The following is a 12,850-nucleotide window of genomic DNA, read 5'->3' as shown; positions in this document are numbered from 1 at the left end:
GGCTGCCGGAGTTGCAGCGCGCCCGCTACGGCGTCGCGCAGGTCGGCATGACCTCAGTGCTGATCTCCGGAGCCGGCGTCGCCTCGGCCGTGCCCTCCGGGACGTCGTGGACGCGGATGCCGACCGAGGCCAGCAGCCGCTCGACCCATTCGGCCCACACCTGGTCCGCCGGCGCGTAGGAGAGCGCCACCTCCTCCTCCGCCACGGCCGCGCGCCGGGTGAAGCGCGCGAGCGTGCGGGCGCGCAGGGAGTCGTTCATCGGCGGCAGGTGGTCGACGGTGCCGGCGCTGATGTGGCGCGCGACCGCCTCGTACGCGTGCAGCAGGGGCGAGGCCATGTCCGGCCGGTCGCCGAACGGCGCCAGGATCTCCTCGAACGAGTAGTAGGGGCAGTGCGGCACCTCGACGTCGCGCCAGTACCTCTCGCGCTCGTGCTCCGCCATGCCCTTCGGCAGGCCGGCGAGCCGTTGCCGCGCGATCAGCCGCCCGATCTGCGCCTTCTCCTGCTCCGCCAGGTCGACCCGGGTCGGCACGGGCAGGATCCGGATCTCCCGTTCGGCGTCCTGGTACCGCACCGCCGAGGCGGACTCGACCGCGCCCTCGATGCCCTGCTGGCTGAGCTGGAAGCAGCTGACCAGCACGTCCGGGAGCTGGATCGTGCAGATGTCGGCGACCTCGTTCCAGCCGTTGCGGCTGTCGATCAGCGCGTAGTCGTAGCGGTCGCGCATCCCGGACCGCATCGCGTCGAAGAACCGCCCGCCGTCGCGCTCCTCGTAGAACTCGTCCCAGTCCATCGAGCCGAGGATCGCGACATAGGTGCGGTCCTGGCTGCCGGTCGGCAACAGGTGCAGGCAGCCGCCGCCGGGGAACTCCCAGTCCAGCGCAATGGCGTGCGCGGTGACGTCGGCCAGGCGCTCCAACTCGGCCTGCGGCAGCGGGCTGCCCCGGCGCATGACCTCCCACTCGTATCCGCGAATGAGGTCGGAAACGCCGGGTGCGTGGTCGAGTGCCTCGGACCGGATGAACGGCCGGAAATACCGGTGCAGGCCGGGCGACTCGAAATGCCAGTCCGCGGCGAGCACCCGATGCCCGTTGGCGGCCAGAATCCAGGCCACGTTGGCCAGGGCCATCGTTCGGCCGGTGCCGCCGGTGAATGAGTAGAACGTGGTCACCGTGCCGTGCCGACTATTGGTCATCGACGCTCATTTCGGGGGTGGACGGGCGTCGCTTTCCAGTGAATCACGGAAGGCGGGAGTTGACATCCAGCCGCTTCCCGTCCACTTCGGGCAGTTCCCTGCACGGGACCGCGCCCATCCAGGGGTTGATCTCCACAAAGGATCATGGATTGTCGGGGGGCACGCGGTTGTTCCCGCCGAACGCGCATGTCAAGCTTGTCTGAGGCAAGTTGGCGACGCTTTACACCCGACGGAGTGTGGCGCTTGGCGATCCGGTTACCAACGTTGGATCAGTTGCCGGACGGTCCGCTTCGCGAGTTTGTCGTCGTTCTACACGACCTCTACGACCTGGCCGGCCAACCAGCGGCCCGGCTCATCACCAAGGACATTTCGGCGCTCCCCCGGCGCTTCGAAAGCGTTTCGCATCAGACCGTCGCCGCTCTCCTGCAGGGCGGCCCACCGCCGGCCTGGGAAAAGGTCCGCTCCATCGTTTTCGCGTTGCGGGTCCGCGCCGAACTAGAGATCAGCGAACGCGACCTGGAAAGACAGTTCAAACCACTGTGGATCGCCGCGCGGGCGGTGCTGGTGGCGCGCCCGGCCGAGTCGCTGAACCGGTCGCCCATACCCGGCCCGCGACCCCAGCCCGTGCGGATGCGCCCCCCGGGTCCACCGGAGCCGGTGACGATCCGCCCCGGCGAAGGGCTGCGCCCCGTCGCGCCCATGCCGTTGGCGCAGCTGGAGCCCATCGTCGGTGGCCTGCCGGACCGCGACCTGATGTTCACCGGCCGCGAGCAGTTGCTCGCCCGCATGCGCGCGGACCTGCTGGCCAGCCCGCACACGCCGCTGGTGCTGCACGGTCTCAGCGGGGTCGGCAAGTCCCAACTGGCGCGCGAATACGTCGAGCGGTACCACCACGAGCACCAGGTGACCTGGTGGGTGCAGGCCGATCAGCTGGAACACGTACGCAGGTCGCTCCTGCAACTCGCGGAACGGCTCGGCACCCGGGCCGGGCAGAGCACGGACCAGACGATCGACGGGGTGATCAGCCGGCTCGAGTCGCTGCCCACGCGATATCTGCTGGTCTTCGACGGCGTCGGCGACGACGACCTCGGCCGGTTGATGCCGACCTTCGGCGGGCACGTGATCGTCACGACACGCAACCCCGCTCTCGGCCATGACAGCACGAGCAGCGGCATCGAGGTGCCGGTCTTCACCGCGGACGAGGCGGTGACCTTCCTCCGGAAGCGGGACGCCTCGCTCGACGAGGAGCAGGCGAAAGAGCTCATCGACCGGATCGGTCGGCTCCCGCTCGCCCTGGAGCACATCGCGGCCCTGCGGCAGGGAGCGGGCCTGTCCTGGGACGAGCTGCGGCAGCGCATGGACGGGCCCGGCAGCGATCGGCAGTCGGAAGGCTCCTCCTACCCACAGGGCGTGCTCGCGTACATCGAGCTGGCGCTGGACAAGCTGGCGGCGGCCAACCCGTCCGCGATGCTGCTGCTCGAGGTGTTCGCCTGGTTCGGCTCGAAGCCGGTCGAGATCGCCCTGTTGCGGCAGGGTCGCTTCGGCGACGTCACGGACGCGCTGCGCCGTGCCCTGCGCAACCCGGTCGACCTGTTCAAGGCGCTGAAGTCCATCCAGGAGTACGGCCTCGCCCGCCTGACGAACGACCAACGGGTCGAGGTGCAGCCGATCACCCGGCAGGCGCTGCACGACGTGCTCTCCGAGGAAGCGCTCATGCGGGCCCGGCGGAACACGCACGAGATCCTGGTCGCCGCGGACCAGGGCGAGCCGGACGACCTGGCGTCCAGCGGCATGCACGGTGAGATCGCCGCACATGTCGTGCCGGCCGACCTGATCCGCTCCGACGCCACGAACGTGCTGCGGACGGTCTTCCACCAGATCCGCTACCGCTACGTGATCGGCGACTACGCGGGCGCGAGCGAGTTGGCGGAGTCCGCCGTCAACCAGTGGCGGGATTCGGCGGGCGTCGGTCCCGGCGGGGAACTCGTCTTCAAGGCGACCCATGAGTGGGCGAACGCGCTGCGCGCCCTCGGCAAATACCAGGAGGCGCGTGACCTGACGGCCGACGCCATGAGTCGGCTGCGATTCGACCCGGCTTTCGGCGAGGAACATCCGCTGACACTTTCGATGTCGTCAAGTTATGCGTCCGACCTGCGGCTCGCGGGTGAGTACCGGCGGGCGCTGGAGATCGACGAGAGCACGCTGCTGCGGTGGGAACGCAGGTACGGCCGGGCCGATCCGTCCACCGCGACCCGCCGGCACAACCTCGCCGTGAGCCTGCGGCATGTCGGCGAGTTCGCGAAGGCGGAGACGACCGACCGGCTCACACTCGAGTTGAAGGTGCAGCATTTCGGCGTGGACGACTGGCGGACGCACCTGGCCGTCAACGCGCTCGCCGAAGATCTCTACGGACTCGGGCAGTACGCCCAGGTCCTGGAACTCCAGTCGGAGTATTCCCCGCTGCCCGGCCGCGTCGACCGCGGTGCGCTGCTGCTGCACCGCACGCTGGGGTTGGCGCGCCGCGCGCTCGGCGAGTTCGACGAGTCGCTGAGCCTGCTGCAGGAGCACTGGCGGGAGTGCAACGTCGCGTTCGGCCCAGACCACGAATACACGCTGGCCGCCGGTGTCAGCTATGCCAACACGCTCCGCTCGCAGGGTGACGTGCAAGGCGCCGATGCCTATGCCTCGGAGGCCGTTGCGGCGTACAGCCGGACGTTCGGTCCCCGCCATCCCCTGACGCTGGCGGCGAAGGTGAACCTCGCGGCGATCCGGCGGGCGCAGGGCCTGCGCAACCAGGCGCAGCAGTTCGACGCGGTGGCCAGCGAGGGCCTGCGTGACCGGCTCGGCGAGGACCATCCCTCGACGATCATGGCCACCGCCAACCTGGCGACGGACTACGCGCTGGCGGGCGGGCACGCGCCGGCCGCGCGCCTGTCGACCAGCGCGTACGACAGGGCCTGTCAGTGTCTTGGTGACCAGCACCCCGAGACCTTGGCGATCGCCGCGAACCTCGTGCTCGATCTTGTCGCGGACGGCCGGCAGGACGAGGCGGCGGACCTACGCGAGTCGATCTTGACAGGCCTCCCCCAATCGCTCGGGCTGAGTCACCCGATCGGCGCTCATGTATTGGACGAAAGCCGGTTCGAGTGCATCATCGAGCCACCGTCGGCCTGACGGAAGGACGCGGGCTGTCAAGAGTTGTCAAGTTCCGCCACCTCACTACCCGTCTGGTCGATAATTCTCTCGATTACTGCGTGACCGGTGTGTCCGGTTTACCCCAATAGGGAGATTTAGATGGTTACTAAGCCGCTGCAGGATGCGGGCACGGACGGAGATCAATGGGCCCCTCTCGCTGAGGTCTCCGATCTTCCGATCTCGGAAATCGTGACCCGCGGTGCGGACCCGGCCCTCGCTCTTTCCATGCAGCGGCTAGTGCGGAGCCTCGACGACCCGGACGGCGTCATCTCCGCTTTCAGCTCTTTCGTCTCGTGATCCCGGCGGCCGTTGCCACGATCCGCGCGGAGCAGCAGGAGCGGGCAGCCTGGCCGTATCGGGAGCTGGACGTGGAACCGTTGCGGGGCGCCGGGTGGCGCCCCGTTCCGGTCCGCGACGTGATCATCAAGGTGCACCAGCGCTGCAACCTGGCCTGCACCTACTGCTACGTCTACCAGCACGAGGACCAGAGCTGGGAGGACCGGCCGGCCGTCATGCCGCCGGAGACCTGGCGCACGACGGTTGACAAGCTGGCGCGACACGTCCGCCGGCACGGGATGCCCCAGCTGCGGGTCATCCTGCACGGCGGCGAGCCGCTGCTGCTCGGCGCCCGGCTGGGCGAGCTGGCGGCCGACCTGCGCACGGCCCTCGACGGCGAGTGCGACCTGCAGATCGGCGTCCAGACGAACGGCGTCCTGCTCCGCGAGCGGATGATGGCCCAGCTGCGCACGCACCGGGTCAAGGTCGGTGTCAGCGTCGACGGCACCAAGCCCGACCATGACCGGCACCGGGTCACCCACGGCGGGCGTGGCACCTTCGACAAGGTCGCGGCCGCGTTGGCGCTGCTGGGCCAGGAGGAGAACCGGGCCAGCTACGGCGGCCTGCTCTGTACGGTCGCGGCGGACACCGACCCGGTCGCGACGTACCGGACGCTGCGGGCCTTCGACCCGCCGTTGATCAACTTTCTCCTGCCCCACGCCAACTGGGAGCACCCGCCACCGCGCCCGGACGGCACCGTGACGCCGTACGGCGACTGGCTCGTCGAGGCGTTCGAGTGCTGGTACCGGGACCCCGAGCCACCGCGGATCCAGTTCTTCGAGGACGTGATCGTGCTCTTGCTCGGCGGCAAGGGCACCTCGGAACAGATCGGGCTGAGCCCGGCCGCGCTGGTCGTCGTCGAGACCGACGGCGCGATCGAGCAGGTCGACGCGCTGAAGTCGGCCTATCCGGGCGCGGCCGCCACCGGCCTGGACATCAGGCATGACGAGCTTGACGCGGTGCTGGACGATCCGGGCGTCATCGCGCGTCAGATCGGGCTGGCGGCGCTCGGCGACGAGTGTGCCCGCTGCCCCGTGCGCCGCGTCTGCGGCGGCGGGCACTACGTGCACCGCTACCGGGCCGGGGCCGGATTCCGGAACCCGTCCGTCTACTGCGCCGACCTGAAAAGAATCATCGGCCACATCCGTGGCCGGATCGCCGCGGACATCGCGGATCTCACTGGAAAGGTTGAGGGATGACGAGCACCGCTGTCGTCGAGCTGGATCAGTCGCATTTCGCGGGTCTCGCGGCCGGGGGCGGCGGCGCCACGGCGATCGACGCGCTGCGCGCGGCCCAGGTGACCAAGCATCTCCAGCTCATCGGCTTCCTGCTCGAGCGCTGGCCCGGCCCGGAGCGCGAGCGCGACGCGGTGGTCGCCGCCCTCGAGTGGGCCCGCAAGCGCGACGCCGAACGGTTCGCCGAGGTGATCGGGAAGCCGCTCGTCGGTGGCTGGGCGGCGATCGCCGCGCGCGCCGCCATGCAGGGTCGGCCCCAGTGGACCGACGCCGCGCAGCTCGGCGCGCTCGCGATGGTGGCCTGCGCCGCCGCCGGAGAGGACGGCGACGCGACCGTCCCGGTCCGCGCGGGCCTCGCCGCCGTGCCCGGCCTCGGTGTCGCGAAGGTCGACGCCGACCGGGCGCTCCTGACGGTGCGCGACGGCGAGCTGGCCGTTCACGGCGGTGGCGTCACGGTGCCGGTGCGGGCGGGCCACGAGGACGATCCGCGCTGGCTGCCGGTCCGCCGGCTCACCGCGGACGGCATCGCGCTGGACCTGGACGACGTGGACCCGTACCGCCACGGGCATCACGTGCCCCCGGCCAACCGGTTGCCGTCCCGCGAGGTGGCGCACTGGCAGGAGCTCTTCGCGGACGCGTGGGAGCTGCTTATGCGGCATCTCCCGGAGCGGGCGGCCGAGTTGGGCGCCGGACTGCGTACGCTGGTGCCGTTGGTCGAGGACGGCCAGTCGGCACGCAGCGCGACCATCCGGCACGCGTTCGGCGTGTTCGGCCTGACCCGACCGCCGTCCGCCGCCGAGTTCGCGGTGACGGCCGTCCACGAGTTCCAGCACTCGAAGCTCAGCGCGATGCTCGACCTCGTTCCGATGAGTGACGCGAGCGACCGGGGCCGCTACTTCGCGCCATGGCGCACCGACCCGCGGCCGCTGCCCGGCCTCCTGCAGGGCGTCTACGCGTTCGTCGGCGTCGCCGACACCTGGCGCGCGCTGCGTGCGGTGGACGGGCTGACGTCGGAAGCTGAGCGGCAGTTCGCCACGGCCCGCATGCAGGTGCACACCGGGCTCACCTCGATCGAGCGGTCGCCGGCGCTGACGTCGGCCGGGCGGGAGCTGGTCGGCCACCTGCGCGAGCGGACCGAAGCGCTGCTCGCCGAGCCCGTCCCGCCGGCGGTGGCGCGGGCGGCCGAGGAGACCAACGCCCGGATCCGGCAGCAGTGGGTGGAGCGCAACGGCGCCATCCCCGCCTGATCAAATCACGTGGGGGGCGACTCGATGTCGCCCTCCGCGCGGCGGCCCTTGCTGATCGCGACCACCTCGTGGTGTTCGGGCCCGAGGAAGCGCCGGAGCGCGTCGAACGACTCGGCGAACAGGGCGTCGCCCTCGGCCGTCGAACCGGACGCGCGCAGGTCGTGCGCGAGGTTGATCGCACGCATCAGCACGTACGGGTGCTCGAAGCCGTCGCGCGCCGGGTCGCCCCCGCCGGACGTCGCGCGGCTGGCCTGCAGGATCAGGGTGGACTGGGCCACCGCTCCCGCGTGGTCACCGGCGAGCGCCAGGTTGGTGGCGACCGAACTGCCGGCGCACAGCGTGTAGGGGTGCTCGGGCGAGAGCACCTCGGACAACCTGGCGTAGTTGCGCTCGTCCAACTCCCGCGCCTCGTCCAGCTCGCCCGCGGCGCGCTTGACGATGGCGTCGTTGACGGTCGCGACCAGCGTCAGCGGGTGCGAGTCGCCGAAGTCGGACTTGTATCGGCCGAGCGCGTCGGAGATCAGCGCCTGGGCCTCCTCGAGGCGGCCGGCCTCGCGATAGGCGTTGCCGAGGCTGACCGCCGCCGCCACCGTGTATTCGTGGTTGGCACCGAACCGCGACCGCGTGCGCTGCTCCGTGTCCCGGAGCAGTGCGACGGACTCCTCCAGCCGACCGGCCTTGCGCAGGAGAATCGCGAAGGTGCGGTCGGCCAGCAGGGCCAACCGGTGGTTGGAGCCGACGACGGTGTGGAGGGCCTCGAGCCAGTCCTCCATGATTTTGACGCCGGCCGCGTAGGCGCCCATGCCGTAGTAGCTGCGACCCATGTTCATCAGGGCCTCGAGGGAACGCCGGTCCATCCGGCCGGCGTCCTCCCAGTATTGGGCGACCTCCTGGTCGAGCCGGAACGCCTCGGCGAAGTCGCCGATCATGCGGTAGTCGACGGCCAGGTTGAGCTTCGCCCGCAGCGTGTAGGTGTCGTCCTCGGCGCCGAACACGCGGCGGTGGGCGTCGACGGAGGCCTGGTCGAAGGCCAGCGCCTCGGCGTACTTGCCCGCGATGCGCAGATCGGAACCCAGCTGGTTGCCGGTGATCAGCGTGTATTCGTGGTCGGCACCGAGCAGCGGGCTGTCCCGTAGTCGGTTGTAGGTGTCGAGCGCGAGCGGCGCCGCGCCCGCACTGTCGCCGGTGGCCCGGCGGGCGTTGGCGAGCTGCGCGCGGGCCAGCAGGGTCATCTCTCCGTCGGGACCGAGCTTGGGATCGAAGGTCTCCTTCTCCCAGATCCGGACCGCGCGTTCGGCGAGACGCTGGCTGCCGGCGTAGTCGCCGATGATGAAGAGGTAGCGGGCGTAGTCGCCGACCACGGCGCGGGCGTCGAGGCTGTCGGCGTTGGTCAGGTCGGCCGTGTCGATGTGCGGACCGAGGTCGGCGTGGTTCTCCATGTTGGGGTTCTCGTCGGGGTCGCCGGGGCTGGCCTGGACGAGGATGTTGCGCACGTTGCGGAGCGCCGCCTCGGACAGCGGGCCCGGCATCGTGTCGCGCAGCACCCGCTGCACCAGCCGGTGCACCTGGATCCGCTGCGCCGCGTCGACCTTGGCCAGGCCGAACCGGTTGAGGTCACGGACGGCCCGGTTGAGCTGGACCTTGGCGCGGAGCATGCCGCGCAACGGCTCGGTGACGTCGGCGTCCTTGCCGTTGATCAGCAAGGAGACCGCGACCGGCTCACCGCCCAGATAGGCGAACAGCTCGAAGAGCTGTGCCGTGGCGGGTGAGTCGCGACGCAGTTGCTCCATGGCGAGCGTGACGAACGCGGCGACCGAGACCGGGTAGTTGATCGGCTTGCCCTCGGCGAGCAGCTCGATGTGCGTGTCGAGCAGCTCGATGTATTCCTTGATGGGCATGGCCGTCGCCAGATACCACGCCGCGGCTTGCTCCAGCGCCAGCGGCAGGTCACCGAGCTTCTCGGCGAGGGCGCGGGCGTCGGGCTCCTGGATGCGGGCGTTGCCCTCGCTGTCGCGGGTGCGCTTGCGGAGGAGCTCGACGCTCTCATCGCGCCGGAAGACGTCGACCTCGATCGCGGGCCCGACCGCGGCCCATTCCTGGATGCGGCTCGTGACGATGACGTCGCCGCCCGACGAGGGCAGGAACTGGTCGAGCGTGTCGGGGTCGTCGGCGTTGTCGTAGACCAGCAACCAGGTCAGCCCGCCACCGGCGAGGGCGTCGAGGACGATGCGCGCGTTCTGCTGCCGGTCCTCGGTGGTGGCCAGGCCGAGGCGCTCGGCGAGCGCGGTCAGCGACCGGAGCACGCTGGACGGCTGCTCGGCGGCGATCCACCAGATCAGGTCGTACTGGTCGATGTGGCGATAGACGTATTCGACGACGAGTTGTGTCTTACCGACACCACCCATGCCGTGCAGCGTCTGCGGCAGCACCGATGCCTTTGAGGTGTTGCGCAATGCCTCGCCGAGCCGCTCGAGCATGTTGTCGCGACCCGTGAAGTTGCGGTTGCGAATGGGCACGCCGCCCCAGATCAGACCCGTTTCGTCGGCCCGCCGGGAACGCTGCGGCTGCCGCGGCACGGCGCTTTTCGCAGGCGTGGACGGCTCGGGCTCGGGCGACACCGAGGCGGAGCCGGGCCCGAGCGTCGAGCGCAGTTCGGCGACGGTGTTCTCGCTGATGCCCAGGCCGCCGGAGACCGTCTCCAGCCAGGCGCCGAGCTCGCCCGTGGTGGGGCCGACGACGATCGAGTTGAGCCGGCCCACGAACACCAGCAGCGTGGGCACCCCGTCGCTGCCGACCGGCAGGCGCTCCATGAGCCGGATCGCCTTGCCGATGTCGCGCCAGGTCTGCAGCGAGCGCATCTCGTCGAGCTTGGCCAGCGCAGCCACGTCGGCGACCGCGTCGGCGATGTCACCGATCGGAATGCCCGCGAGCAGGCGGCGCAGCACCTCACGGTCGGGTGTGGAGAGCAGCGTCGGCCCGCCGAAGTCGCGCGCCAGGGCCGCGGCCTTGGTGCTCTCGTCGCCACGATGGTGGCGCAGCACGATCTGCGTGAAAGTCTTGAGCCCGCCGGAACAGGCGAGGCAGGCCGCGAGGATCGACTGAAGATCGCGCTTCGGATCGTCGAACCTTTCGATCTCCATTGGACGGCGCAACGACCTTCGCAGGTCCTCTACGCGCGCGTCCCGCACGTCGGAGTCGCCGAGGGCGGGAATACCGAGAAGCACATCGAGCATGCCGTCAAGATGACCTCGACCCAGCACGACTTCAGCCACGGCCACCCACTTCTATGCTCGCGGGTCAGGAGCATTCATCGTATCGCACCGACTACGGATGGGAAGGCCTTGATTTACCGCGCGTGAGGCTCCACCGGCCAATGTGGGCACAATCCGAATACGATTGTGCACCGGACTCCAGAATGGACTCGAAGCGCTCAGCCGGTGCGCCGCAGCACCGCCAGGAACATCGCGTCGGTGCCGTGCCGGTGTGGCCAGAGCTGCACCGTCGGGCCCGTCCCCAGGCCCGGCATGCCGGCCGGCAGCAGCGGGCGGGCGTCGACGAAGTCGACCGCGATGTCCGCGCGGCGGGTGCCCTCGGTGACCGACACGTGCGTCTCCACCGTGTGCGGCGAGCAGGTGACGTAGCCGACCACCCCGCCCGGCCGCACCGCCCGCAGTGCCGCGGTGAGCAGCTCGCGCTGCAGCCGGGTCAGCGGCGGCAGGTCGCTGGGCTGCCGGCGCCAGCGCGCCTCGGGCCGGCGGCGCAGCGCGCCCAGGCCGGTGCACGGCGCGTCGACCAGCACCCGGTCGAAGCCCTGCTCGGGCAGGTCCGGATCGCGGCCGACCGTGCGGCCGTCGGTGTGCAGCACCGTCGCCGGGAAGCCCCGGACCGCCTGGGAGACCAGCTCCGCGCGGTGCGCGGCCACCTCGACCGCGGTCAGGTGGGCACCCCGCTGCGCGGCGATCGCGGCGAGCAGGCCCGCCTTGCCGCCCGGGCCTGCGCAGAGGTCGAGCCAGCGCGCGTCCGTGCCCTCGACCGGCGCCTCGACCAGCGCGGTCGCGACCAGTTGGGAACCCTCGTCCTGGACGTGCGCGCGGCCGTCGCGGATCGCCGCCAGGTCGCCGGGCGCGCCGCCGGACAGGTAGACCGCGTACGGCGAGAACGCGCCGGGCGCGCCGCCCACCTCGTCGGCCAGCTCGACCGCGTCGACCCGGCCCGGGCGGGCGCAGAGCTGCACGGCCGGCCCCTGGTTGTCCTCGATCAGCAGCCGGGCGGTCTCGTCCAGGTCGCCGCCGAGGGCCTCCTGGAACGCGCGCACGATCCACTGCGGATGGCTGTACGCGAGCGCCAGGTTGCCGATCGGGTCGGTCTCGTACACGGGAGCGATCTGCTCCACCCAGGTGTCCACGTCGCGCGTGGTGATCTCCCGGAGCACGGCGTTGGCGAAGCCCGTCGCGCCGGGTGCGACCACGCGCACCAGGTCGACGGTGGACGAGACCGCGGCGTGTGCCGGGACCCGCATGTAGAGGATCTGGTAGGCGCCCAGCCGCAGCGCGTCGCGGGCCGGCGGGTCGATCCGCTCGACCTCGCGCCCGGCCGCGACGGCGATCACCGCGTCGAGCGTGCCGAGCGAGCGCAGGGCGCCGTAGGTCAGTTCGGTGGCGAACGCCGCGTCCCGGCCGCGCACGTCCCGGTCCCGCAGGATGTTCGGCAACACCAGGTTGGCGTACGCGTCGTCGCGGTGCACGGCGGCGACCGCCTCGTAGGCGGCGAACCGCGCGGGATCGACGGCCGGCCGGCGGCCCTGCCGCTGGCCCCCGCGGGCGTGGGCGGTCACGCGAACCGCTCGCTGGAGTCGACGCGGGCACCGCGGGCCCAGTCGGCGGCCGGCATGGCCCGCTTGCCCGCGGCCCGCACCTCGCCGAGCGCGACCGGCGTCGTGGCGGTGCCGACGTACACGCCGGACTTCTCGACCAGCAGGTCGCCCGGCTTGAGCGCCGGCGCGTTGGCGACCGGCCGGACGGGGCCGAGCTTGACCCGGTCCTCCCGGAACGTGGTCCACGCACCCGGTGCGGGCGTGCAGGCCCGGATGCGGCGGTCGACCGCGAACGCCGGCTCGTCCCAGCGCACCATCGCGTCCTCGACGGTCAGCTTCGGCGCGAGGCTCACCCCGTCGGCCGGCTGCGGCTCGGCCCGCGCGGTGCCCGCCTCGATCGCGTCGAGCACCGCGACCAGCAGGCCGGCGCCGGAGCCGGCGAGCCGCTCGAGCAGGTCGCCGGACGTGTCGGTGGGGCGGATCTCGTCGGTCAGCGTGCCGTAGACCGGGCCCGTGTCGAGGCCCGCCTCCAGCTCGAAGACGCTCGCGCCGGTGATCTCGTCACCGTGCAGGACGGCGTGCTGCACGGGCGCCGCGCCGCGCCAGGCGGGCAGCAGCGAGAAGTGCAGGTTGATCCAGCCGTGCCGGGGGATCTCCAGCGCCGACGGCGGCACCAGGGCGCCGTAGGCGACCACCGGCACGCAGTCGGGCGCGAGCGCGCGCAGCCGTTCCTGGATCCTGGGGTTGGCTGCGCCTAGGCCGTTCGGCCCGTTCCTGGTCGTACAGGTCGACAACGAGGTCTCACTCGACTTCGCCGACGACCACGGGC

General features: G+C 71.2%; 7 protein-coding genes. 3 read left to right on the top strand and 4 right to left on the bottom strand.

From position 1 onward, the window contains the following. Positions 1–25: 25 nt before the first annotated feature. Entirely contained in the window at positions 26–1,195 is a 1,170-nt protein-coding gene (locus AB0H87_RS27815; RefSeq protein ID WP_360151743.1) for a hypothetical protein, read from the bottom strand. Positions 1,196–1,459: 264 nt separating this feature from the next. On the opposite strand from AB0H87_RS27815, the gene fxsT (AB0H87_RS27810) reads away from it, so the two are divergent. From fxsT (AB0H87_RS27810) to AB0H87_RS27800, 3 genes are all read left to right on the top strand, one after another. Continuing rightward, entirely contained in the window at positions 1,460–4,369 is a 2,910-nt protein-coding gene (fxsT, locus tag AB0H87_RS27810) for an FxSxx-COOH system tetratricopeptide repeat protein (RefSeq protein ID WP_360151740.1), read from the top strand. 389 nt (positions 4,370–4,758) lie between these two features. Further along, positions 4,759–5,925, top strand: coding sequence for an FxsB family cyclophane-forming radical SAM/SPASM peptide maturase (locus tag AB0H87_RS27805; RefSeq protein ID WP_360151737.1), 1,167 nt, complete (start codon positions 4,759–4,761; stop codon positions 5,923–5,925). Beyond that, entirely contained in the window at positions 5,922–7,208 is a 1,287-nt protein-coding gene (locus tag AB0H87_RS27800; protein ID WP_360151734.1) for an HEXXH motif domain-containing protein, read from the top strand. Before AB0H87_RS27805 ends, AB0H87_RS27800 begins: the two co-directional genes overlap by 4 nt. A 5-nt stretch (positions 7,209–7,213) precedes the next feature. On the opposite strand, the gene fxsT (AB0H87_RS27795) is transcribed toward AB0H87_RS27800, so the two are convergent. From fxsT (AB0H87_RS27795) to AB0H87_RS27785, 3 genes are all read right to left on the bottom strand, one after another. Further along, entirely contained in the window at positions 7,214–10,441 is a 3,228-nt protein-coding gene (gene fxsT, locus AB0H87_RS27795) for an FxSxx-COOH system tetratricopeptide repeat protein (protein ID WP_360151731.1), read from the bottom strand. A 197-nt stretch (positions 10,442–10,638) separates the two neighbouring features. After that, on the bottom strand, positions 10,639–12,042 hold the full coding sequence (locus AB0H87_RS27790; RefSeq protein WP_360151728.1) for a transcription antitermination factor NusB: 1,404 nt from the start codon (positions 12,040–12,042) through the stop codon (positions 10,639–10,641). Beyond that, positions 12,039–12,850, bottom strand: an 812-nt coding sequence (locus AB0H87_RS27785; RefSeq protein ID WP_360151725.1) for a methionyl-tRNA formyltransferase, incomplete at its 5' end; no start/stop codon positions are given. The genes AB0H87_RS27790 and AB0H87_RS27785, both read right to left, overlap by 4 nt.

This window comes from Asanoa sp. NPDC050611, assembly GCF_040654855.1.
Taxonomy (GTDB): domain Bacteria; phylum Actinomycetota; class Actinomycetes; order Mycobacteriales; family Micromonosporaceae; genus Asanoa.
This window is presented reverse-complemented; position numbering and strand designations above follow the sequence as displayed.